We start from the raw sequence: 23,025 nt of genomic DNA on the forward strand, positions 1-23,025 counted from the left end.
ACGGACGCAGATCATCCTGCCGATGTACGGCGGATGCTCCCCGGGGGCGATGTGCGCCACCGCACAGCGGAAATAGCGTCGAAGTCATGGAGATCACGACCTCGGACCTCGGCCTCGCCGCCCGTGTCCAGAACCTCACCAAGACCTACGGCGCGGGCGACGCCGGCGTGCGGGCACTCGACGGGATCAGCGTCGGCGTGCGCCGTGGACAGTTCACGGCGATCATGGGTCCTTCGGGCTCGGGCAAGTCGACGCTGATGCACATCATGGCCGGCCTTGACACCCCCACCGAGGGGCGCGCGTGGATCGGCGACACCGAGATCACCGGACTGGGCGACCTCGAACTGACGATCCTGCGCCGCCGCCGGGTCGGCTTCATCTTCCAGGCCTTCAACCTGGTTCCCACGCTCGATGCGCTGGGCAACATCCTGCTGCCGTTCGAGCTCGACGGACGCCGGCCTTCGGCGATCGAACGCGCACGGATCGACGGCCTCATCGACACGCTCGGGCTCGGTTCCCGTCTCACCCACCGTCCGCACGAGCTGTCGGGCGGACAGCAGCAGCGCGTCGCCATCGCCCGTGCGCTCGCCACCGCGCCCGATCTCGTCTTCGCGGACGAGCCCACCGGCAACCTCGACTCGGCGACAGGTCGCGAGGTGCTGCAGCTGCTCGCCACCGCCAGTCGCGAGCACGGTCAGTCGATCGCCATGGTCACCCACGACGCCGTCGCGGCCAGCCACGCCGATCGCGTGCTGTTCCTCGGCGACGGCCGCATCGTCGCCGACCATCCGCAGCAGAGCGCCGAGCAGATCTCGTCGTACATGCTCGCGACGGAGGTGGCGGCATGACGCCCGCAGGCGCGGCCGTCGCGGTGTCGCGGTTCGATCTCGAGCGGCCCGCCCGCGCACGCCTGGGGTGGCTGCGCGAGCGGGGCATGGGAGCCAGCATCCTCGTCTCGGCGCTGACGGCCGCGTTCGGAGTCATCCTCGTCGAGGTGACCGCCTACATCGGCGCATATCTGCAGGCCGATCCGTACATCGGAGACAGCGAGACGCTCGCCATCGTGGTGATCATCCTCTCGGCGCTGTTGACGGCGGTCGCGATGTACGTCGCGGCGATCGTCACGGCGAACACGTTCTCGACGATCATCGCGGGGCGCACCAGGCGCATCGCGATGATGCGGCTGATCGGGGCGTCGGCGCGTTCGCAGCGCTCCGAGGTCTCGGGGCAGGGCTTCGTCGTCGGCGTGATCGGCGCGGGCATCGGCCTCGTCGTCGGGGTGGCGGCGTCGGCCGCGGGGATGCTGGTGGGCGACCGCCTGCTCAACGGCGCCCCCGAGGGCTTCAGCCTGATGCAGCCCGGCCTGCTGCTGCCGGTCGTCGGAGTCGCGCTGACCACCTGGCTCGCCGCGTGGGTCGGCTCGCGCCGGGTGCTGACCGTCACGCCGCTGCAGGCGCTGGGAGGTTCGGTCGAGCGCACGCACGACGACGTGGCGTCGCACCGTGGCCGGCATGTCGGCGCGCTGCTGATGCTCATCCTGGGGGCCGCGCTGCTGGTGTTCGGTGTGATGGTGGGGCTGGTCACACCCCTGGGTGTGGTCATCGCCTTCGTGGGAGGGGTGCTGTCGTTCACCGGCCTGACCCTGGGCGCGGCGATGGTGATGCCGCCGATCCTGCGGCTGGTCGGCCGGATGTTCGGCGGTTCGGCGACCGCACGTCTCGCCGCCGAGAACGCACTGCGGTACCCGGAGCGCTCGAGTCGCATGGCGATCGGCGTCGTCATGGGGGTGACGCTGGTGACGATGTTCGCCGTCGCTCTGGAATCCACCAAGGCGCTGATGAGCCGACAGAGCGATGAAGCCTCGCTCGGCGACACCTTCGTCGTGCTCGACGGGTTCGCGGCGGTGATGATGGTGCTGGTCGCGGTCTCGGGCGTGATCGCGGCGGTCGGCCTGGTTAATCTGCTGACGATCGGCGTCGTGCAGCGTCGGCGCGAGCTGGGGCTGCTGCGGGCCATCGGCCTGACGGGCGGGCAGGTGCGTCGGATGGTGCTGCTGGAGGCCGTGCACATCACGGTGGCTGCGACCGTGACCGGCCTGCTGCTGGGGATCGTGTACGGCTGGGTCGCGGCGCAGTCGCTGCTGGGCTCGGTGCCGGTGCTGCCCGACTTCGAGCCGGCCGGGCTCGTGTATCCGGCCGTGCCGTGGCTGCCGGTGGTGATCATCGTGCTCGCGACAGCCGTGCTCACGGTCGTCGCCGCGGTCACCCCGACGCGGCTGGCCACCCGGGTCGCCCCGGTCGAGGCGCTCGCCGCGGCCTGACTCCTTCCCCCCCCGCACCGGAACGGATGCAGGTCGATTGAACACTTGTGAGCCGACACGCCGAAGAATCTCCCTGCATCCGTTCAGACTCCCTGCATCCGTTCCCGAAGTCGCTGGCGAATAGGCTGAGCGGATGCCGTTCTCGCAGTCGTCGTACCAGGTCCGTTTCGAGTGGGGGATCGAGGGGCTCGCGCGGCTCGCCCCCGCCGACGTGGTGGTGGTCGTCGACGTGCTGCGGTTCTCGTCGACGATGGCGGATGCTGTCGCCGGCGCCCCCGTCGCGCTGGAGCGCGCCCGCGCCTGGTCGTCCAACGGGGCGGCCGTCGCCGCAGCCGCACAGGGGGATCAGGGTGACCCGGTCGTGGTGCTCGGCGGCATCCGAAACGCGGCGGCGACGGCCCGCGCGGTCATGACCCTGCAGGAGCGTCGCGGTGCGCGCACCTCGGTGAACGTGATCGCGGCCGGCGAGCTGACCGGGGCGGGCGCGCTGCGCTTCGCGGTGGAGGATCAGCTCGGCGCCGGCGCGGTGATCGCCGCGCTCTCCGACCTCGGGATCGATCACTCCTCGCCCGAGGCCGCTGCCGCGGGGGAATCGTTCCGGTCGCTGCGTCGCGGGCTGCGGCACCTGCTGATAGGCAGCGCGTCGGGGCGGGAGCTGGCAGAGGGCGTCGCGTCGACCGAGCGGATGCTGGCCGATGGCATCCGCCCTGCCACGGTCGAGGAGTGCGCCGAGCTCGACGCCGGCGATGCGGTTCCCGTGCTGCGCGACGGTTCGTTCGAACCCTTCGCCTGAGCGGTCGCCCGGCCCTCGTTCGGCGCGGGCACCGCGGAACATGCCGCCATCCGCATAGAGTTGCGCCATGAGGTACCTCCCCGCGCTCGTGCTCGACGCCGTCCTGGTGCTCGTCTTCGCGGCGATCGGCCGCGCCTCGCACAATGAGGATCCGCTGGGGTTCCTGCTCACGGCCTGGCCGTTCCTCGTCGCGCTCGTCGTCGGGCACGCGCTCGCCGCGCTCGTGCCGGCGCGCCCGCGACGGCCGTGGTCGCTCGGGTGGGGTGTGATCGTGTGGATCGTCACCGTCACTGGAGGGATGCTGCTGCGCGTCGCCACCGGAGATACGGCCGAGACGCCGTTCATCATCGTGGCCACGCTGGTGCTCGGCGCGTTCCTGCTCGGATGGCGTCTGATCACCCTGCTCGTGCGCCGGTTCCGCCCGCCCACTGATGCGCGGCCGGCGGAGTCGGACGCCGGAGAGCACTGACCGGACTCAGCGGGGAAGCTGCGCAGCCAGACGATCCGCGGCCGTGATCTCACGACGACGCCACTCGAACAGGTAGCGGCGGTCGAAGCGCCGCGAGCACTTCGCGCACGAGGTCTCGCGGGCGGGACGCCGATGCCGGTAGGCGATGTGACCCGATGGGCATCGGCCGATCCACGGCGCGAGCTCTGTCGCGGTCTCGCCGTGATGCGTGGTGCCGCCGACGTAGCCGAGGTCGCGGGCGATGTGCTTCCACTCCGGCCCGTGACCGGCGGTATGCCCGGCGAGCGCGTGCGCCACCTCGTGCAGCAGAGTCTGATGGATCTCGTCGTCGTCGAACCGGGCGGCCAGGTAGCGCGACACCGTGATGCGCTTGCGCTGATAGTCGCACAGACCCGCGCGCCGCTTGGCGTGGTCGAAGTCGAACGTCCACGTGTCGTCGAGGTGCAAGCTGATCAGCGCCTCACCCCAGACCCGCACGCGATTCAGATCAGCCATGAGATCAGATTAGGGTTCACATCCGACATCGGGATCTTCGGCTCGCCTGCGCTCGCTCAGGAACCGGCCACCCCGGTCAGACGAGCACGCCCGGTGTCGTCGTGCTGCGCCGCTCTGCGGCCTCGATGGCCCGCAGCGCCTTCTCGAGCTCGGTGTCGTCGGCGCCGGCCGAGCGCCGCAGGAACAGCGACTGCTTGAAGCTGTCGCGCGCCGAATCGAAGTCGCCCGCCTCGTAGGCGTTCTTGCCGTGGTGCTGGTACGCGAAAGCGGCGATGCCGGCCCAGCCCTGGCCCTCAGCCTCGTGCGCACAGGTCGCCAGCTCCTGCGCGGCTGCGGCGTGCGCGCCGCGGTTCTGCAGCACGGTGGCGTGCAGCACGCGGGCCCGCAGCAGATCCTTGCGTGTGCCGGCCATGCGGGCCTGGCGAACGGTCTCGTCGGCGAGTTCGAGGGCCTCGTCGAGGCGGTCCAGCACCTTCAGCAGCCAGACCCGCTCCAGCAGCACCGGGAGGCTGCGCTGATGCTCGATCTCCTCGAGGCGCATCGCGCACTCGCGCTCGTCGATCAGCTCACGAAGGGTCTCTGGGTCGTATCCCCGGATCAAATTCACGACGATGGCTCCTCTCCGCGACCGCACTCCGCGACCGTGCTCCGCGACGGTACTGACAGTCTGCCTCGCCGATCCGCGAACGAGTCGAGCCACGCCCTGCAAGGTGGTCTTGCGCTCTGAAACCAAGTCTCCCGCTTCATCCCATTCGTTGTCCTCTTCGTGACCGATTTCAGCACGCCGGTCGGCTATTACCTCGCAACGCGTTCTCCCGAGCGGGTTCTCGGCATCGAATACCCGGTTGAGACCCGCTTCAGCGCAGGAACAGGCCGGCGTCGGGGCGCGGGGATGCCACCGCGTCGGCATCCGTCACGATCGTCGCCCCGCGGGCGAAGGCGGCGACTTCGTCGCCCTGCGCGATCTTCGCCGGGTGCGGGCCGGCGGCCAGCATCCGCGGTAGCCATTCGGTCGGCAGCGATGACGCCGACGCGACCAGCACCAGGTTGCCGAACCGGCGCCCCTTGAGCACCTGCGTGTCGGCGAGCAGCGCCACCTCGGGGAACACGGTCGACACCGTCGCGACCTGCCGTCGGGCGAATGCCAGGCCGGGCCCGTCGGCGACGTTCACCAGCAGCACGCCGCTCGGCGCGAGCAGCGCGGAGATCTCGCGGTAGAACTCGACGCTGGTCAGGTGCGCAGGGGTCTGCGCGCCCGAGAACACGTCGGAGACGACCAGGTCGCAGTGGCCGGTCAGCGCCGGCGGCAGGCGACGCAGGCCCTCGCGCGCGTCGCCGATGCGGATGCGCACGGCGGCACCTCGCGGCAGCGGCAGGTGCTCGCGCACGAGGGCGACCAGCGGCTCCTCGAGTTCGATGACCTGCTGGCGGGATCCGGGCCGGGTGGCGGCGATGTAGCGGGGGATCGTCAGTGCGCCGGCGCCGAGATGCACCGCGCTGAGTGGGGCGGATGCCGATGCGCCGAGCTGATCGATGACCGCGCCCATGCGCACGATGTACTCGAAGTGCAGGTGGGTCGGGTCGTCGAGGTCGACGTGCGACTGCGGTGTGCCGTCGACGATCAGCTCGAAGCCGCTCGTGAACTCGGATGCCGCGATCTCGGCGGTCCCGCCGTGGTCGAGCCGCACGCGCGGGTTCTCGGTGTCGCGCCCGCGTGCCCTGCCCATCGTCCGAGCCTATCCGGCCATGGTCCGAGCCGAGCCGGTTCGCACCCGCTCAGCCCGAGCAGGTCTCCTGGTTCAGGTCGATGCCGCTGATCTGCTCCGAGAGAACGGTCTCGTCCGGCGGGGTCGCCGACGCCGTGGGCGTCGGCGACCCGGAGGGCTCGGGTGCCGCGGACTCCTCGGGCTCGGTCTGCTCCTCGGCCACCGCGCCGCCGTGGTTGCTCGCCTTGCCGGTGATCCGCATCGACTGCCCGGCGATGATCGCCTCCCACATCGGCGCGGCGGCGGTCTCGTTCGCCACGACCCGCCCGGAGTCGGCGGGATCATCGAGGGTCGGGTACTGCAGGAAGACGAAATCGTCGAAGGGCACGTCGTTCAGCGCCAGCGCGAGCTGTGCCATCCGCACAGGATCGGCGAGCGTGTCGCTGGGGTCGACGTTGTCGGCGACGACGCTCGCGAGGCGCATCAGCGTGGGCACGTCGGTGAGCGTCTCGCTGCTGAGCACCTTCTTCGCCAGACGCGACATGTACTGCTGCTGGTTCGAGATGCGCGCCAGGTCGCTGCCGTCGCCGATGCCCTTGCGCACCCGGATGAACTGCAGCGCGTCGTACCCCGAGATGGTGCGCATGCCGGCCGGCCAGTCCAAACCGGTCTCGCGGTCCTTCAGGCCGCCGGCGCCGATGCAGACCGGAACCCCGCCGATGGCATCCGTGATCTTCATCACGCCGTCGAAGCTCAGCTTCGCGGCGAAGCCGATCGGGATGTCGCTCAGCTCGGTCACCGTCTTCGCGACGCACGAGAGTCCGCCGTGCTGGAAGACGCTGTTGATGGGCGCCTTCGCCAGTGCGGCTGCCACGGTGCCGTCCTCCCGGGTGCACTCGGGCACCTCGAGCATCAGATCGCGCGGCAGTGACACGACGGTCACCTTGCGCGGGGCGGCTGAGACGTGCACGAGCAGGTTGACGTCGTTGCGGATGCCCTCTTCGCCGACGCACCGCTCGCCGAGCCGCTCGGTAGACACCGCCCCGCATTCGTCGGTTCCGACGAGCAGCACCGCGAACTCGCCGGGGTACTCGCCGAGCGAAGGAGGGGCGACCGACGGGGCGTCCTCGAGGGTCACGGCGTCCTCGCCCACCCTGTTGATCAGATCGACCACGATGAAGCCGGCCACGGCCACGGCCGAGACGGTGATCACCGCGAGGGCGATTCCCAGCATCCGAAGCAGCGAGCCGGCCGCCGTCGGCGTGCGCTGCGGCGCATGTCGTGCCAGGGGAGTGCGCGTCATGAGCACAGACCCTACCGCCGTCACCCCCGGGAGGCCTGGCAAAGCCGATACCGGATCGCAACGCGCCGGGGTTTGGAATCCGTCGGCGGCGTCGGATCATCACGTGTGAGGGAGCGATGTCGCCCCGATCCGCGCAACGTAGCGTTCACAAGAGAGGTTCATCATGACCCACAGCCCCCTGCGCAGGCGAGGGATCGCCCTTGCCGCCGGAGTCGCCGTCGCAGCCATCGCGCTGACCGGCTGCGTCGCCAGCGAGCGCGATGACAGCGGAGGCGACGACGCGGCCGCCGACGTCGACACCACGTTCGTGTTCGCGGCCTCGTCCGACCCCCAGGGTCTCGACCCGTCGGTCGCCCAGGACGGCGAGACCTTCCGCGTCTCCCGCCAGATCTTCGAGGGCCTCGTCGGCACGGAGCCCGGCACGGCCGACCCGGCACCCCTGCTCGCCGAGGAGTGGGACTCGTCCGAGGACGGCATGTCGCACACCTTCACGCTGAAGCAGGACGTCACCTTCCACGACGGCACCCCGTTCAACGCCGAGGCCGTGTGCTTCAACTTCGAGCGCTGGTACAACTGGACCGGCGTGCTGGCCTCCGAGGCCGTCGGCTACTACTACAACAAGCTCTTCAAGGGCTACTCGTCGAACCCGCAGGACGCCGTCTACAAGTCGTGCACCCCGGACGGCGACGACAAGGTCACGATCGAGCTGAACAAGCCGTTCGCGGGCTTCGTGGCATCCCTCTCGCTCCCCGCATTCGCGATGCAGAGCCCTTCGGCTCTCGAGGAGTTCAGCGCAGACGAGGTCGGCGGCACCGCCGAGGCGCCCACGCTCTCCGAATACGCGAAGGGGCACCCCGTCGGCACCGGTCCGTTCCAGTTCGACTCGTGGGCGCCGGGTGAGAACGTCACCCTGACCGCGAACGCCGACTACTGGGGCGAGCAGGGTCAGATCGAGGAGATCATCTTCCGGGTCATCGATGACCCGACCGCCCGCCGCCAGGCACTCGAGGCCGGCGACATCGACGGCTACGACCTGGTCGGTCCCGCCGACACGCAGGCTCTCGCCGACGACGGCTTCACGATGGTGTCCCGCCCGCCGTTCACGATCCTCTACCTGGCGTTCAACCAGGCGGTCCCGGAGCTGCAGGACATCAAGGTGCGTCAGGCGCTGTCGTACGCGGTCGACAAGGACGCGCTGATCAAGCAGGTCCTGCCGGAGGGCACCGAGAAGGCGACTCAGTTCGTGCCGCCGGTCGTCAACGGCTACAACGAAGACGTCACCACCTACGAGTACGACGCCGACAAGGCGAAGTCGCTGCTCGAAGAGGCCGGCTACACGGCCGACAACCCGCTCGCGCTGACCTTCAACTACCCGGTCAACGTCTCGCGTCCGTACATGCCGGACCCCGAGCAGATCTTCACCGTGCTGGCCAAGCAGCTCGAGGAGGTCGGTGTGAAGATCACCCCCGAGACCGACGCGTGGAGCCCGGACTACCTCGAGAAGATCACGGCAGGGTCGGACCACGGCATCCACCTGCTCGGCTGGACCGGTGACTACAACGACACCGACAACTTCGTCGGCGTCTTCTTCGGCCAGAAGAGCGCGGAGTGGGGCTTCGACAACCCCGAGCTGTTCAAGGCCCTCTCGGATGCCCGTGGCGTCTCCAGCCTGGAGGACCAGACGGCGCTCTACGAGGCCATCAATGAGCAGGTCGCCGAGTTCATCCCGGGTGTCCCGATCGCGCACCCGGCGCCGACGCTGGCCTTCAGCCCGCGTGTGGAGAGCTACCCGGCGAGCCCGGTGAACGACGAGGTCTTCACGGACATCGTCCTCACCGAGTAACCCCGCCCGCTCTGACCCCGGGTCCTCCCCGCGCGCGATCCGCGCGGGGAGGACCCCATACCCGGAGACCCCTTTGCTGCGAACAATCGGCAAGCGGCTTCTGCTGCTCATCCCTACCCTCTTCGGCCTCAGCGTGCTGCTCTTCGCCTGGGTCCGCGCTCTCCCCGGAGGGCCGGCGATCGCCCTTCTCGGTGAGAAGGCGACACCCGAGGCGATCGCGGAGGTCAACGAACTTTATGGCTTCAACCGTCCGCTGTACGAGCAGTACTTCGTCTGGGTGGGGCGCCTGCTCCAAGGCGACTTCGGCTCGTCGATTGTCACGGGGCGACCTGTCACGGAGGAGTTCTTCCGGCGCTTCCCCGCGACGATCGAGCTGAGCGTTCTGGCGCTGATCTTCGCGATCGGCGTCGGCGTGCCCCTCGGCTACTGGGCGGCGCGCCGGCACGGCAAGTGGACCGACCACACCGCCGTCGTGTTCAGCCTGATCGGCATCACGATCCCGGTGTTCTTCCTGGCGTTCATCCTGAAGTACATCTTCGCCGTGCAGCTGGGCTGGCTGCCCTCCGACGGGCGCCAGAGCGCGCGAATAGATGCCACGCACGTCACCGGCTTCTACGTCTGGGACGGGATAATCACGGGCGAGTTCGATGCCGCCTGGAATGCCGTCACCCACCTGATCCTGCCGGCGCTCGCACTGGGCACGATCCCGCTGGCGATCATCGTGCGGATCACCAGGGCGAGCGTGCTCGAGGTGCAGAACGCCGACTACGTGCGCACCGGCCGGGCCAAGGGCCTCGCGGTGCCGACGCTGCGCAACCGGTTCATCCTGCGCAACGCGATGCTGCCGGTGATCACGATCATCGGCCTGCAGACGGGCCTGCTGATCTCGGGCGCGGTCCTCACCGAGACCGTCTTCGCGTTCCCGGGCATCGGATCGTTCCTCGCCCGTTCGATCTTCTCCCGTGACTTCCCGGTGCTGCAGGGCTTCATCATCTTCATCGCGATCGCGTACGCGCTGATCAACCTGGCGGTGGACGTGTCGTACAGCCTGATCGATCCGAGAGTGAGGGTTCAGTGATGAGTGCAGTGCTCCCACCCGCACAGGGCCCGAGCGGGCCGGGCGACGGTGCCCCCGATGCACCCGAGACCGTCACCGTCGCCCAGGCCGATCTGCACAAGAACGGCAGCTTCTGGAGCGACGTCTTCCGACGTCTCCGCCGCAACCCCACGGCATGGATCGGCGCGGCGATCGTGTTCGTCTTCCTCGCCGTGGCGCTGCTGGCGCCGATCATCGCCCCGTATCCCGAGACGGCGCTGCCGGGCACCGAGTACATCACCCCGACCCACATCCCCGGTCCCGGTGAGCTGCCGCAGTTCCCGCTCGGACTCGACCGCTTCGGCGGCGACGTGCTCTCCAAGCTCATCTGGGGTGCGCAGGCATCGCTGATGGTCGGTGTGGTCTCGACCGCGCTCGGCCTGGTCGGCGGCATGCTGCTCGGCCTGATCGCCGGTACGTTCGGCGGCTGGGTCGACACGACGATCATGCGGATCGTCGACATCATCCTGTCGGTGCCGAACCTGCTGCTGGCGGTGTCGATCGCCGCGATCCTGGGGCAGACCCCGTCGGCGGTGATGATCGCCATCGGTGCGTCTCAGGTGCCGATCTTCGCGCGTCTGCTGCGCGCGTCGATGCTGCAGCAGCGCACCAGCGAGTACGTGCTGTCGGCGCAGACCCTCGGGCTCGGGCGCGGACGCATCACCATGTCGCACGTGCTGCCGAACGCGATCGGTCCGGTCATCGTGCAGGCGACGCTCACGCTGGCGACGGCGGTGATCGACGCCGCAGCGCTGTCGTTCCTCGGTCTCGGCGGCGGACGCCCCGAGACGGCCGAGTGGGGTCGGATGCTGACCTACGCGCAGAGTGAGCTGGCGATCGCCCCCTGGCTGGCGTTCTTCCCAGGCATCTGCATCGCCGTGACCGCTCTGGGCTTCACCCTCTTCGGCGAGGCCCTGCGTGAGGCGATGGACCCGAGGACGCGGGCCCGATGAAGGACGCGAGCGCGATGAACGTGAAGGAGATGCGGATGGACGGCCAGCCGCTGCTGCAGGTGTCGGGTCTGGCGGTGGACTTCGCGACCATGGACGGTGTCGTGCATGCCGTCGAGGGTGTCGACCTCGAGATCGCCCCCGGCGAGACCGTCGCGATCGTCGGCGAGTCCGGATCGGGCAAGTCGACCACCGCGATGGCCGTGATCGGCCTGCTCGCCTCCGGCGGGCGGGTGGCCGGCGGCAGCATCCGACTCGACGGTCGTGAACTCGTCGGCGCATCGGAGAGCGAGCTGCGCCAGATCCGCGGCCGTGACATCGGCATGGTCCCGCAGGACCCGATGTCGAACCTCAACCCCGTGGCGAAGATCGGCACGCAGGTGGCCGAGACGCTGCTCGCGCACGGTCTCGCCACGCGCGGCGACGTGAAGCAGAAGGTGATCGAGGCGCTGTCGGCGGCGGGTCTTCCCGATCCCGAGCGGCGGGCCAAGCAGTACCCGCATGAGCTGTCGGGCGGGCTGCGTCAGCGGGCGCTGATCGCGATCGGCCTCGCCTGCCGGCCCCGGCTGCTGATCGCCGACGAGCCGACCAGCGCGCTGGATGTCACCGTGCAGCAGACGATCCTCGATCAGCTCGACGAGATGACCAGGGAGCTCGGCACCGCCGTGCTGCTGATCACGCACGATCTGGGGCTGGCCGCCGAGCGCGCGCAGCGCGTGGTCGTCATGCACCGCGGTCGCGTGGTCGAGCAGGGTGATGCGCGCCAGATCCTCGAGGATCCGCAGCATCCGTACACGCAGAGCCTGGTCAGTGCTGCGCCGTCGATCGCCGCGGCGCGGCTGCAGCCGGAGGTCTTCGATGCTTCGACAGGCTCAGCAACCCAGGGTCTTGGTGGGGCTGAGGACGGCGCGCCACGGGCATCCGATGTCGCGGCCGGCGACCACATCGTCGAGATCGAGGGACTGCGCAAGGTGTACCCGGTGCGCGGCCGCGGCGACGACTTCGTCGCCGTCGACGACGTCTCGCTCGCCATCCCGCGCGGCAAGACCGTCGCGATCGTGGGGGAGTCGGGGTCGGGCAAGACCACGACGGCTCGGATGCTGTTGAAGCTGATCGAGCCGACCGCGGGCACCATCCGCTTCGAGGGGCACGACATCGCCACGCTCGACAAGGCGCAGGCGCGGGAGTTCCGCCAGCGGGTGCAGCCGATCTTCCAGGACCCGTACTCGAGCCTGAACCCGATGTTCACGATCGGACGCCTGATCGGCGAGCCGCTGGAGTTCTACAAGCGCGGCAATCGCGCTGAACGCCGGGCGCGGGTGCTCAAGCTGCTCGACGACGTCGCGCTGCCGGCATCCATGATGCAGCGCTACCCGGCGGAGCTCTCGGGCGGGCAGCGGCAGCGCGTCGCCATCGCGCGCGCCCTCGCCCTCTCGCCCGACCTGATCGTGTGCGACGAGCCGGTCTCGGCGCTGGACGTGCTGGTGCAGGATCAGATCCTCACGCTGCTCGGTGACCTGCAGAAGGAGTACGGACTCAGCTACCTGTTCATCTCGCACGACCTCGCGGTGGTGCGGCTGATCAGCGACTACGTGTGCGTGATGAAGGACGGTGCGCTGGTCGAGGCGGCGACCAGCGAGGAGATCTTCACCAATCCGCGCGACCCGTACACCCGCCGACTGCTGAGCTCGATCCCGGGGAACGAGCTCGGCATCGCGTCGTGAGCGCATCATGATGCGTTGACTGCGCATCATGATGCACATAGCCTGAAGGCATGCGCACGACGGTGAACATCGACGATGACCTCCTCGCCAAGATCAAGGTGATCGCGGCGACGAAGCACGCTGCGCTCGGCGATATCGTGGACGACGCGCTGCGTGAGTACCTCGCCGAACGGGCGAAACCTGTCGCCGACTTCTCATGGGCGGATGTCGCGATCGAGGTCCCGGGTGATCAGGGGATGCGCCCGGGCATCAACTGGCGCAGCAACTCGGCCATGCTCGATGCGATGGAAGATCTGTGATCCTCCTCGACGTCAACGTCTGGATTCCGATGCTGCGGATCGGGCATCCGCAGCATGATCTCGTGACTCGCTGGTCGGCGTCGGTGCAAGCGGACGGTGAGCTCATAGGCATCTCAGAGCTGGCACTCTCGGGGGCGGTGCGGCTCATGACGCATCCGCGGGTGTTCGTGCCGCCGTCGGACCCGGTCACGGCGATGGATTCCTGTGCGCGCGCCCTCGCCGCGCCCGGATCGCGCGTGGTGCGACCGGGGGAACGGCACTGGCGGATCTTCGACCGGCTGGTGCGGCAGGCATCCGCCCGCGGCAACGATGTTCCGGATGCCTATCACGCGGCTCTTGCGATCGAGCACGGCGCCACCTTGGCGTCGTTCGACAGAGGGCTGGCGCGTTTCGAGGGGCTGCGTCTGGTCGATCCGTCGGCGGAGTGATCGCGGGGGATGCCATTACCGCAGGTTCTCGGATTGGTCAAGGATCGCGCTTGCCATGTCGAAAGATCCGGCTTATAGTTAGTAGTTGCGCTCGCTTCTCCGTGCCCTCATATGGTGGTCGGCATCTCGTTGAGTTCTCGAGCGTGCACTCCACCTGACGTCTAGGAATCGACCAGCCCCTGCCCGGGCTCACGGAGGTTACTCCCTTGGCTGCTGCTCGCAACGCATCCACATCCACCACCAACAAGAACGGCCGCGGGGTTCCCCGTCTCTCGTTCGCCAAGATCTCCGACACGCTGACGGTCCCCGACCTTCTGGCGCTGCAGACCGAGTCGTTCGGCTGGCTCGTCGGCAACGACGCCTGGAAGGCTCGTGTCGCCGAGGCCAAGAAGGCCGGCCGCACCGACGTCTCCGAGGTGTCGGGTCTGGGTGAGATCTTCGAGGAGATCTCCCCGATCGAAGACCTCGGCGAGACGATGCAGCTCTCGTTCACGAACCCGTACCTCGAGCCCGAGAAGTACTCGATCGACGAGTGCAAGGAGCGCGGCAAGACCTACGCCGCGCCGCTGTACGTCGAGGCCGAGTTCATGAACCACCAGACCGGTGAGATCAAGACTCAGACGGTCTTCATGGGCGACTTCCCCCTGCAGACCGACAAGGGCACGTTCATCATCAACGGCTCCGAGCGCGTCGTCGTCTCGCAGCTGGTGCGCTCGCCCGGTGTCTACTTCGACAAGACCCCCGACAAGACCAGTGACAAGGACATCGTCACCGCCCGCGTCATCCCCAGCCGCGGTGCCTGGCTCGAGTTCGAGATCGACAAGCGCGACCAGGTCGGCGTGCGCATCGACCGCAAGCGCAAGCAGTCCGTCACCGTCTTCCTGAAGGCGCTGGGCATGACCAGCGAGGAGATCCTCGCCGAGTTCGCCGGCTTCCCCTCCATCGAGGAGACCCTCGCGAAGGACACCATCCTCACCCAGGAAGACGCGCTGCGCGACATCTACCGCAAGCTGCGTCCGGGCGAGCAGGTCGCCGCCGAGGCCGCGCGCTCGCTGCTGGACAACTTCTACTTCAACCCGAAGCGCTACGACCTGGCCAAGGTGGGTCGCTACAAGATCAACCAGAAGCTCGGCGTCGCAGCTCCGCTGACCGACTCGGTGCTCACGCGCGACGACATCGTCGCCACGATCAAGTACATGGTGCGCCTGCACCGCGGTGACGAGACGTTCGAGGGCATCCGCGGCGGCAAGAAGGCCGAGATCCGCATCGCCACCGACGACATCGACAACTTCGGCAACCGTCGCATCCGCGCCGTCGGCGAGCTCATCCAGAACCAGGTCCGCACGGGTCTGTCGCGTATGGAGCGCGTCGTCCGCGAGCGCATGACCACGCAGGACATCGAGGCGATCACCCCGCAGACCCTGATCAACGTGCGTCCCGTCGTGGCCGCGATCAAGGAGTTCTTCGGCACCTCGCAGCTGTCGCAGTTCATGGATCAGAACAACCCGCTCGCGGGTCTGACCAACAAGCGCCGTCTGTCGGCCCTCGGCCCCGGTGGTCTCTCGCGTGACCGCGCCGGCGTCGAGGTGCGAGACGTGCACCCCTCGCACTACGGCCGCATGTGCCCGATCGAGACGCCGGAAGGCCCGAACATCGGTCTGATCGGTGCGCTCGCGACCTTCGCGCGCATCAACTCGTTCGGCTTCATCGAGACCCCGTACCGCAAGGTCGAGGATGGCGTGGTCACCGAGCAGATCGACTACCTCACGGCGGCCGAAGAGGTCGACTTCAACATCGCGCAGGCAAATGCGCCGCTCGACGCGAAGAACAAGTTCCGTGAGAGCCACGTGCTCGCCCGCCCCCGCGGCGGAAGCGGTGAGGTCGACCTGTTCCTGCCCGAGGAGATCGGCTACATGGACGTCTCCCCGCGCCAGATGGTGTCGGTGGCGACCTCGCTCGTGCCGTTCCTCGAGCACGACGACGCGCAGCGCGCGCTCATGGGCGCCAACATGCAGCGCCAGGCCGTGCCGCTGCTGCGCTCGGACTCGCCGCTGGTCGGCACCGGTATGGAGGGCTACACGGCCATCGACGCCGGTGACGTCGTCACCGCCGCCAAGGCCGGTGTGGTCAGCGAGGTCTCGGCCGACAAGGTCGTGGTCATGCTCGACGAGGGTGGCACCCAGGAGTACCACCTGCGCAAGTTCGACCGCTCGAACCAGGGCACCTCGTACAACCAGCGCGTGATCGTGAACGCCGGTGAGCGCGTGGAGGCCGGCGAGGTCATCGCCGACGGCCCCGCCACCGAGAACGGCGAGCTCGCGCTCGGCAAGAACCTGCTGGTCGCGTTCATGCCGTGGGAGGGCCACAACTTCGAGGACGCCATCATCCTCAGCCAGGAGCTGGTGAAGGACGACACCCTCTCGTCGATCCACATCGAGGAGTACGAGGTCGACGCCCGCGACACCAAGCTGGGCAAGGAGGAGATCACCCGTGACCTCCCCAACGTCAGCCCCGAGCTGCTGAAGGACCTCGACGAGCGCGGCATCATCCGCATCGGCGCCGAGGTCCGCCCCGGCGACATCCTGGTCGGCAAGGTCACCCCGAAGGGTGAGACCGAGCTCTCGGCCGAGGAGCGCCTGCTGCGCGCCATCTTCAACGAGAAGAGCCGCGAGGTTCGCGACACCTCGCTGAAGGTGCCGCACGGTGAGCAGGGCACGATCATCGCCGTCAAGGAGTTCAACGCCGAAGAGGGCGACGACGAGCTGGGCTCGGGCGTCAACCGCCGCGTCGTGGTGTACATCGCCCAGAAGCGCAAGATCACCGAGGGCGACAAGCTCGCCGGCCGTCACGGCAACAAGGGCGTCATCGCGAAGATCCTGCCCGTCGAGGACATGCCGTTCCTCTCGGACGGCACCCCGGTCGACGTCGTGCTGAACCCGCTCGGCATCCCCGGTCGAATGAACTTCGGCCAGGTGCTCGAGACCCACCTCGGGTGGATCGCGAAGCAGGGCTGGAAGGTCGAGGGCACTCCGGAGTGGGCTGTCAAGCTCCCCGAGGAGGCGTTCGAGGCCGCCCCCGGCACCAAGGTCGCCACCCCGGTGTTCGACGGTGCCGAGGAGCACGAGATCGCCGGTCTGCTCGACTCGACGCTCCCCACCCGCGACGGTGATCGCCTGATCGGCCGCTCCGGCAAGACGCGTCTCTTCGACGGCCGCTCCGGTGAGCCGTTCCCCGAGCCCATCTCGGTCGGCTACATGTACATCCTGAAGCTGCACCACCTCGTCGACGACAAGATCCACGCGCGCTCGACGGGTCCGTACTCGATGATCACCCAGCAGCCGCTCGGTGGTAAGGCGCAGTTCGGTGGACAGCGCTTCGGTGAGATGGAGGTGTGGGCCCTCGAGGCCTACGGTGCCGCGTACGCGCTGCAGGAGCTGCTCACGATCAAGTCCGACGACATCCTCGGCCGCGTCAAGGTCTACGAGGCGATCGTCAAGGGCGAGAACATCCAGGAGCCCGGCATCCCCGAGTCCTTCAAGGTGCTCATGAAGGAGATGCAGTCGCTCTGCCTGAACGTCGAGGTGCTCTCGGCCGACGGCACCGCCGTGAACCTGCGAGACACCGACGACGAGGCCTTCCGCGCAGCGGAAGAGCTCGGCATCAACATCTCCAGCCGTTTCGAAGCCGCCTCGATCGACGAGATCTGACCCTTCGACAAGCTCAGGGACCCAGGGTCCCACGGAACAGATTTTTTCTACACAGGAGAACCAGTGCTCGACGCAACAACTTTCGATGAGCTTCGAATCGGCCTGGCCACCGCAGAGGACATCCGCGGATGGTCCTACGGCGAGGTCAAGAAGCCCGAGACGATCAACTACCGCACGCTGAAGCCTGAGAAGGACGGCCTCTTCGGCGAGCAGATCTTCGGCCCCTCCCGCGACTGGGAGTGCGCCTGTGGCAAGTACAAGCGTGTCCGCTTCAAGGGCATCGTCTGCGAGCGCTGCGGCGTGGAGGTCACCAAGAGCTCCGTGCGCCGTGAGCGCATGGGTCACATCGAGCTGGCCGCCCCCGTGACGCACATCTGGTACTTCAAGGGTGTGCCGTCGCGTCTGGGCTACCTGCTCGACATGGCGCCGAAGGACCTCGAGAAGGTCATCTACTTCGCTGCCTACATGGTGATCTCGGTCGACGAGGATGCCCGTCACCGCGACCTGGCCACGCAGGAGAACAACATCCGGCTCGAGCTGAAGACGCTCGGCGACCGCCGCGACGCGAAGATCGCCGAGCGGATGGCCAAGCTGGAGGAGGAGCTCGCCGCCCTGGAGGCGGAGGGCGCCAAGGCCGACGCCAAGAAGAAGGTCAAGGACGCCGCCGAGAAGGAGATGACCCTCACCCGCAAGGGTGCTGACGAGGCCATCGCCAAGCTCGAGCGCGTGTGGGAGGACTTCCGCACCCTCGAGGTGGGCGCCCTGCGTCCCGAGGACGACGTCTTCCACGAGCTGCAGGACCGCTTCGGCCAGTACTTCGAGGCCCACATGGGCGCCGAGGCCATCCAGCGTCGCCTGCAGACCTTCGACCTGAAGGAAGAGGCCGACAGCCTTCACCTGCAGATCTCCGAGGGCAAGGGCCAGCGCAAGATCCGCGCGATCAAGCGCCTGAAGGTCGTCAACTCGTTCCTCGAGACCGGCATGAGCCCGGCCGCGATGGTGCTCGACGTCGTGCCGGTGATCCCGCCGGAGCTGCGTCCGATGGTTCAGCTCGACGGTGGCCGCTTCGCGACCAGCGACCTGAACGACCTGTACCGCCGCGTGATCAACCGCAACAACCGCCTTCGTCGTCTGATCGACCTCGGTGCCCCCGAGATCATCGTCAACAACGAGAAGCGGATGCTGCAGGAGGCCGTCGACGCGCTGTTCGACAACGGCCGCCGTGGTCGCCCCGTCACCGGTACCGGCAACCGCGCCCTGAAGTCCCTCAGCGACATGCTGAAGGGCAAGCAGGGTCGCTTCCGTCAGAACCTGCTCGGAAAGCGCGTCGACTACTCGGGTCGTTCGGTGATCGTCGTCGGTCCGCAGCTCAAGCTGCACCAGTGCGGTCTGCCCAAGACGATGGCGATCGAGCTGTTCAAGCCGTTCGTGATCAAGCGCCTGATCGACCTCGGTCACTCGCAGAACATCAAGGCCGCCAAGCGCGCTGTCGAGCGCATGCGCCCCGAGGTGTGGGACGTGCTCGAGGAGATCATCCGCGAGCGCCCCGTGCTGCTGAACCGTGCGCCCACGCTGCACCGTCTGGGTATCCAGGCGTTCGAGCCGCAGCTCGTCGAGGGCAAGGCCATCCAGCTGCACCCGCTCGTGTGCGCCGCGTTCAACGCGGACTTCGACGGTGACCAGATGGCTGTGCACCTGCCGCTGTCGGTCGAGGCTCAGGCCGAGGCCCGCGTGCTGATGCTGGCGTCGAACAACATCCTCAAGCCGTCGGACGGCCGTCCGGTGACCCTGCCCTCGCAGGACATGATCATCGGTCTGCACCACCTGACCACGGTCAAGGAGGGCGCAGCCGGTGAGGGTCGTGCGTTCGGCTCGGTCTCCGAGGCCGTCCTGGCGAAGGACGAGGGCACCCTCGACCTGCAGGCCAAGGTTCGCATCCGCATCCCCGGTCTCACCTTCCTCGAGGGTGAGGCTCCCGAGGGCTACGAGCGTCACGGCCTCGTCGACGCCTCGCTCGGTCAGGCGATCTTCAACGACGCGCTTCCGAAGGGCTACCCCTTCGTGCGCGGCGTCGCCGACAAGGGCAAGCTGTCGCAGATCGTGAACAAGCTGGCCGAGGAGTACCCCAAGGTCGAGACGGCCGCCACGCTGGACCGCATCAAGGATGCCGGTTTCCACTGGGCGACCCGCTCGGGTGTCACCGTCGCGCTGAGCGACATCCTCACCCCGCCGAACAAGGCCGAGATCGTCGCGACCTACGAGAAGCAGGCCGCGAAGGTCCAGTCGCAGTACGACAAGGGTCTGACCACCGACGCCGAGCGCCGTCAGGAGCTCATCAAGATCTGGACCGAGGCCACTGACGAGGTCCAGGCCGCGATGCGCGCCAACTTCCCCGAGGACAACACCATCAACCGCATGGTGTCGTCGGGTGCTCGTGGTAACTGGCTGCAGATCCGCAACATCGCGGGTATGCGCGGTCTGGTGAACAACCCCAAGGGTGAGATCATCCCCCGTCCGATCATCTCCTCGTACCGCGAGGGTCTGTCGGTGGCGGAGTACTTCATCGCGACGCACGGTACCCGTAAGGGTCTGGCCGACACCGCTCTGCGCACCGCCGACTCGGGTTACCTGACCCGTCGTCTGGTGGACGTCTCGCAGGACGTCATCATCCGCGAGCAGGACTGCGGCACGACGAAGGGCCTCGAGCTCCCGATCGCCGCTCCGAACTCGCAGGGTGTGCTCGTGCGCGACGGCAACGTCGAGAACTCGGTGTTCGCGCGCACGCTGGCATCCGATGTCGTCACCGAGGCCGGCGAGGTCGTCGCCTCGGCGGGCGACGACGTGGGCGACGTGCTCATCGACAAGCTGGTCGAGGCCGGCATCGAGACCATCAAGGTCCGCTCGGTGCTGACCTGCGACTCGGCCGTCGGTGTCTGCGCGCAGTGCTACGGCCGTTCGCTCGCGACCGGCAAGACGGTCGACATCGGTGAGGCCGTGGGCATCATCGCCGCACAGTCGATCGGTGAGCCCGGCACCCAGCTGACGATGCGTACCTTCCACACCGGTGGTTCGGCGTCGGCGGATGACATCACCCAGGGTCTGCCGCGTGTGCAGGAGCTGTTCGAGGCTCGTACGCCGAAGGGCGCCTCTCCGATCGCCGAGGCCGACGGCCGCATCGCGATCGAAGAGAACGAGAAGGGCAAGAAGGTCATCCTCACGCCCGACAACGGCGACGAAGAGGTGGTCTACCCGGTGCTGAAGCGTGCGACGCTTCTCGTCGAGGACGGCCAGCACGTCACCGTCGGTCAGCCTCTCCAGGTCGGCACGCTCGACCCCAAGGAGGTCATGCGCGTCATGGGCGCCCGCGAGGTGCAGCGTTACCTCGTCAACGGCGTGCAGGGTGTGTACCGCTCGCAGGGTGTGCCGATCCACGACAAGCACATCGAGGTCATCGTCCGTCAGATGCTGCGCAAGGTCACCGTGGTGGACCACGGTGACACCACGCTGCTGCCGGGTGAGATGGTCGACCTGAAGCGCTACCAGATGATCAACCGCGAGTCGGTGTCCGAGGGCAAGCGTCCCGCGTCGGGTCGCCCCGAGCTGATGGGTATCACGAAGGCGTCGCTCGCGACCGAGTCGTGGCTGTCGGCTGCGTCGTTCCAGGAGACGACCCGCGTGCTCACGCAGGCCGCCATGGAGGGCAAGCGCGACCCGCTGGTCGGTCTCAAGGAGAACGTCATCATCGGTAAGCTCATCCCGGCCGGAACCGGTCTGTCGAAGTACCGCAACATCACGGTCGAGGCGACCGAAGAGGCCAAGAGCGAGCGCTACCCGAACCGGATCTTCGCATCCGACGGTGCGTACGCCGACGGTGACTTCGGCTACGTCGACTTCGACGCGTTCTCGACCGACGACATCACGCCCGGTTCGTACAACTGATAGGTCCTGATGCGTGAAGGCCCCGGCCCCTCTTCGGAGGGCCGGGGCCTTCTCGTCCCGTCCGGCTCGCCAGTTTCGCCAACACGAACGTCCAGGTCGCAATGGTTGTCGTTATTTCGCGCGAATAGCGACAACCATTGCGACCTGGACGGGCCCCGCCTGGGACCACCCCGCTGGCGAACCCCCGCGCGACCTCAGCGCCAGATAGCCGCGATGATCGCGGACGTGTATCCGGACGGCGCGAGGTTCGAGTATCGGGTGTCGATCAGCAGTCCGTCGCGCCAGAACAGCGTCCGTCCGTCCGTGACGGGATACTGCTCGTTCGGCCAGCTCTTCTCGCAGCGGGTGCCGTCGTCGGGCGTGTAGCAGCTGAACCCCTCGTCGGCCACGAGGGCGTTGAGCATATCGAGCGCCTCACCGTGTCGCATCGGCTCGATGGTCGTGATGAGTCCCGTGGTGTCGGCCGCCGGGTCGCCCCAGTTGCAGCGCAGCGTTCCGTCGGCGAGCAGCCCGCTCTCGCCGAACGCGGGGTCGTTCAGCGGCACGCCGTCGAGTTCGGCGAGGATGGCGGGCGAGAGGATCTCGCGGCAGTCCTTCGGCAGCGTCATCACCGGCGTGGTGGAAGTCGCGCTGGGCGTCGGCTCGGCCGTCGCGCTCTCGGATGCCGTCGGCGACGCGGCCCGCGGAACGAGCGCCTCATCGGGCAGGCAGCCCGCCAGCACCGCCGCGCCCATGATGAGGATCGCGGCGGCGATGCCGACTCGGAGCCTTCTCGCGGGCCTCATGATCACAGGGTAGGACCGCGCGCCTGATGCGAAGGTGAGCCGCGCCGCACCGTCGTCCGTCGCCCGTCGCCCGTCGCCCGTCGCCCGTCGTTGTCGTCCGCCCGGGCTGCCCTCCGCCCGCCATCGCCCCAGAACAGGCTCGTTGCCCGCAGCAGGCTGGTTCTGCAGCATCCGACCTGCTCTCGCCAACGGTCCTGCACTCGGCAACGGCCCTGCACGCGATAGTCTCGCAGGATGAGCAATGGTGGTGCGGCGGTCGTCATCGGCGACGCGCTGATCGATGAGATCCGGGATGCCACGGGCGTCCGCGAACTGGTCGGCGGAGCCGCCCTCAACGTGGCCGTCGGCCTGCGGCGGCTCGGCATCCCGACCACTTTGATCGCGATGGTCGGCGATGACGAGCCCGGCGACCACATCCGCGAGTACCTGCGCGATCATGGCGTGGAGCTGATCGCGAGCGACGCGCCGCGCGGCTCGTCGCGGGCGGTCGTGACGTGGTCGACGAGCGGCGAGCCCCAGTACGTCTTCAATGACGCGGCGCGAGGGCGCAGCATCCGATACGACGATGAGGCCCGCAAGGCGATCTCGGATGCCGGGATCGTCGCGATCAGCTGCTTCCCGTTCGACGTGCCGGCCGAGGTCGACGCCCTCGTCGACGCCCTGGGGGATGCCAGGGTCGCGGTCGACCCGAACCCACGATCGGGCATGCTCAGCGACCGTGACGAGTTCGTCCGCGGCTTCGAGCGCCTCGCCGCGCGCTCGGAGCTGGTCAAGGTCGGATCCGATGATGCTGCCCTACTGTACGACGAGGAGCTCAGCGGAGATCTCGACGCGCTGCGCGCCCGCCTGCGCGATCTCGGCGTCGGCTCGGTGCTCGCGACAGCGGGCCCAGCCGGTGCGGTGCTCGAATCGGATGCCGGCGTGTTCACGTCCCCGATCGCGAAGCTGCCTGGCGCGATCGTCGATACCGTCGGGGCGGGAGACGCCACGCTCGCGGCGGTCGCGGCGAGCCTGTCCGCCGGCGCTCCGGCATCCGGATCGGACTGGCAGGAACTGCTCGATCGGGCGATGCTGATCGCCGCCGCGACCGTGCGTGCCGAGGGCGGTCTGCTGCGCACTCCGGAGTCGCTGGCGGACGCTGATCAGGGAGTGTTCGGCAGCTGAGGTT

General features: G+C 68.2%; 18 protein-coding genes. 13 read left to right on the top strand and 5 right to left on the bottom strand.

Going from position 1 to position 23,025, the window contains the following annotated elements; all coding sequences use genetic code 11:
- Positions 1-86 precede the first annotated feature (86 nt).
- The 4 genes from WDU99_RS07615 (at position 87) to WDU99_RS07630 (ending at position 3,582) form a co-directional block, all read left to right on the top strand.
- On the top strand, positions 87-848 hold the full coding sequence (locus tag WDU99_RS07615; protein ID WP_337331848.1) for an ABC transporter ATP-binding protein: 762 nt from the start codon (positions 87-89) through the stop codon (positions 846-848).
- Positions 845-2,320 carry an ABC transporter permease gene (locus tag WDU99_RS07620; RefSeq protein WP_337331849.1) on the top strand — a complete coding sequence of 492 codons (1,476 nt, stop codon included), beginning with the start codon at positions 845-847 and terminating at the stop codon, positions 2,318-2,320. The genes WDU99_RS07615 and WDU99_RS07620 overlap by 4 nt, the downstream gene beginning before the upstream one ends.
- A gap of 133 nt (positions 2,321-2,453) precedes the next feature.
- Complete coding sequence (locus WDU99_RS07625) at positions 2,454-3,113, top strand: 2-phosphosulfolactate phosphatase (protein WP_337331850.1); 660 nt, start codon at positions 2,454-2,456, stop codon at positions 3,111-3,113.
- A gap of 67 nt (positions 3,114-3,180) precedes the next feature.
- Positions 3,181-3,582: a DUF3054 domain-containing protein gene (locus tag WDU99_RS07630; RefSeq protein ID WP_337331851.1), complete on the top strand. Its 402-nt coding sequence runs from the start codon at positions 3,181-3,183 to the stop codon at positions 3,580-3,582.
- A gap of 6 nt (positions 3,583-3,588) precedes the next feature.
- Here the strand turns inward: WDU99_RS07630 and WDU99_RS07635 are convergent, their stop codons facing one another.
- The 4 genes from WDU99_RS07635 to WDU99_RS07650 form a co-directional block, all read right to left on the bottom strand.
- The gene (locus WDU99_RS07635; RefSeq protein ID WP_337331852.1) at positions 3,589-4,077 is read right to left on the bottom strand and encodes a SprT-like domain-containing protein; all 489 of its coding nucleotides are present in this window, start codon (positions 4,075-4,077) and stop codon (positions 3,589-3,591) included.
- A gap of 76 nt (positions 4,078-4,153) precedes the next feature.
- Positions 4,154-4,684: a hypothetical protein gene (locus tag WDU99_RS07640; RefSeq protein WP_337331853.1), complete on the bottom strand. Its 531-nt coding sequence runs from the start codon at positions 4,682-4,684 to the stop codon at positions 4,154-4,156.
- Between the two features lie 250 nt (positions 4,685-4,934).
- Positions 4,935-5,804 carry a spermidine synthase gene (locus WDU99_RS07645; RefSeq protein ID WP_337331854.1) on the bottom strand — a complete coding sequence of 290 codons (870 nt, stop codon included), beginning with the start codon at positions 5,802-5,804 and terminating at the stop codon, positions 4,935-4,937.
- 49 nt (positions 5,805-5,853) lie between these two features.
- The gene (locus WDU99_RS07650) at positions 5,854-7,086 is read right to left on the bottom strand and encodes an LCP family protein (RefSeq protein WP_337331855.1); all 1,233 of its coding nucleotides are present in this window, start codon (positions 7,084-7,086) and stop codon (positions 5,854-5,856) included.
- Between the two features lie 163 nt (positions 7,087-7,249).
- On the opposite strand from WDU99_RS07650, the gene WDU99_RS07655 reads away from it, so the two are divergent.
- From WDU99_RS07655 to rpoC, 8 genes are all read left to right on the top strand, one after another.
- The gene (locus tag WDU99_RS07655) at positions 7,250-8,929 is read left to right on the top strand and encodes an ABC transporter substrate-binding protein (RefSeq protein ID WP_337331856.1); all 1,680 of its coding nucleotides are present in this window, start codon (positions 7,250-7,252) and stop codon (positions 8,927-8,929) included.
- A gap of 73 nt (positions 8,930-9,002) precedes the next feature.
- Positions 9,003-10,007, top strand: coding sequence for an ABC transporter permease (locus tag WDU99_RS07660; RefSeq protein ID WP_337331857.1), 1,005 nt, complete (start codon positions 9,003-9,005; stop codon positions 10,005-10,007).
- A complete protein-coding gene (locus WDU99_RS07665; RefSeq protein ID WP_337331858.1) occupies positions 10,007-10,978 on the top strand; it encodes an ABC transporter permease in 972 nt (323 codons plus the stop codon). The genes WDU99_RS07660 and WDU99_RS07665 overlap by 1 nt, the downstream gene beginning before the upstream one ends.
- Positions 10,975-12,699, top strand: a complete 1,725-nt coding sequence (locus WDU99_RS07670; protein WP_337331859.1) for an ABC transporter ATP-binding protein — start codon at positions 10,975-10,977, stop codon at positions 12,697-12,699. Before WDU99_RS07665 ends, WDU99_RS07670 begins: the two co-directional genes overlap by 4 nt.
- A 50-nt stretch (positions 12,700-12,749) precedes the next feature.
- Positions 12,750-12,998, top strand: coding sequence for a type II toxin-antitoxin system VapB family antitoxin (locus WDU99_RS07675; protein WP_337331860.1), 249 nt, complete (start codon positions 12,750-12,752; stop codon positions 12,996-12,998).
- Positions 12,995-13,426, top strand: a complete 432-nt coding sequence (locus WDU99_RS07680; protein ID WP_337331861.1) for a TA system VapC family ribonuclease toxin — start codon at positions 12,995-12,997, stop codon at positions 13,424-13,426. Before WDU99_RS07675 ends, WDU99_RS07680 begins: the two co-directional genes overlap by 4 nt.
- 206 nt (positions 13,427-13,632) lie before the next feature.
- The gene (gene rpoB, locus WDU99_RS07685) at positions 13,633-17,133 is read left to right on the top strand and encodes a DNA-directed RNA polymerase subunit beta (protein WP_337331862.1); all 3,501 of its coding nucleotides are present in this window, start codon (positions 13,633-13,635) and stop codon (positions 17,131-17,133) included.
- 63 nt (positions 17,134-17,196) lie between these two features.
- Positions 17,197-21,072 (top strand): DNA-directed RNA polymerase subunit beta', encoded by a 3,876-nt coding sequence (rpoC, locus tag WDU99_RS07690; RefSeq protein ID WP_337331863.1) that lies wholly within the window; start codon positions 17,197-17,199, stop codon positions 21,070-21,072.
- A gap of 194 nt (positions 21,073-21,266) precedes the next feature.
- On the opposite strand, the gene WDU99_RS07695 is transcribed toward rpoC, so the two are convergent.
- Positions 21,267-21,857, bottom strand: a complete 591-nt coding sequence (locus WDU99_RS07695) for a hypothetical protein (RefSeq protein WP_337331864.1) — start codon at positions 21,855-21,857, stop codon at positions 21,267-21,269.
- 234 nt (positions 21,858-22,091) lie between these two features.
- Between WDU99_RS07695 and WDU99_RS07700 the strand changes: the two genes are divergently transcribed.
- Positions 22,092-23,021, top strand: a complete 930-nt coding sequence (locus WDU99_RS07700; RefSeq protein ID WP_337331865.1) for a carbohydrate kinase family protein — start codon at positions 22,092-22,094, stop codon at positions 23,019-23,021.
- Positions 23,022-23,025: the final 4 nt, after the last annotated feature.

This window comes from Microbacterium bandirmense (assembly GCF_037204185.1).
GTDB lineage: Bacteria > Actinomycetota > Actinomycetes > Actinomycetales > Microbacteriaceae > Microbacterium > Microbacterium bandirmense.

Excerpts from the sequence above, each read along its gene's own strand:
- WDU99_RS07615 (WP_337331848.1), top strand. The coding sequence starts at position 87 with ATGGAGATCACGACCTCGGACCTCGGCCTCGCCGCCCGTGTCCAGAAC.
- WDU99_RS07620 (WP_337331849.1), top strand. The coding sequence starts at position 845 with ATGACGCCCGCAGGCGCGGCCGTCGCGGTGTCGCGGTTCGATCTCGAG.
- WDU99_RS07625 (WP_337331850.1), top strand. The coding sequence starts at position 2,454 with ATGCCGTTCTCGCAGTCGTCGTACCAGGTCCGTTTCGAGTGGGGGATC.
- WDU99_RS07630 (WP_337331851.1), top strand. The coding sequence starts at position 3,181 with ATGAGGTACCTCCCCGCGCTCGTGCTCGACGCCGTCCTGGTGCTCGTC.
- WDU99_RS07635 (WP_337331852.1), bottom strand. The coding sequence starts at position 4,077 with ATGGCTGATCTGAATCGCGTGCGGGTCTGGGGTGAGGCGCTGATCAGC.
- WDU99_RS07645 (WP_337331854.1), bottom strand. The coding sequence starts at position 5,804 with ATGGGCAGGGCACGCGGGCGCGACACCGAGAACCCGCGCGTGCGGCTC.
- WDU99_RS07650 (WP_337331855.1), bottom strand. The coding sequence starts at position 7,086 with ATGACGCGCACTCCCCTGGCACGACATGCGCCGCAGCGCACGCCGACG.
- WDU99_RS07655 (WP_337331856.1), top strand. The coding sequence starts at position 7,250 with ATGACCCACAGCCCCCTGCGCAGGCGAGGGATCGCCCTTGCCGCCGGA.
- WDU99_RS07665 (WP_337331858.1), top strand. The coding sequence starts at position 10,007 with ATGAGTGCAGTGCTCCCACCCGCACAGGGCCCGAGCGGGCCGGGCGAC.
- WDU99_RS07670 (WP_337331859.1), top strand. The coding sequence starts at position 10,975 with ATGAAGGACGCGAGCGCGATGAACGTGAAGGAGATGCGGATGGACGGC.
- WDU99_RS07675 (WP_337331860.1), top strand. The coding sequence starts at position 12,750 with ATGCGCACGACGGTGAACATCGACGATGACCTCCTCGCCAAGATCAAG.
- WDU99_RS07695 (WP_337331864.1), bottom strand. The coding sequence starts at position 21,857 with ATGAGGCCCGCGAGAAGGCTCCGAGTCGGCATCGCCGCCGCGATCCTC.
- WDU99_RS07700 (WP_337331865.1), top strand. The coding sequence starts at position 22,092 with ATGAGCAATGGTGGTGCGGCGGTCGTCATCGGCGACGCGCTGATCGAT.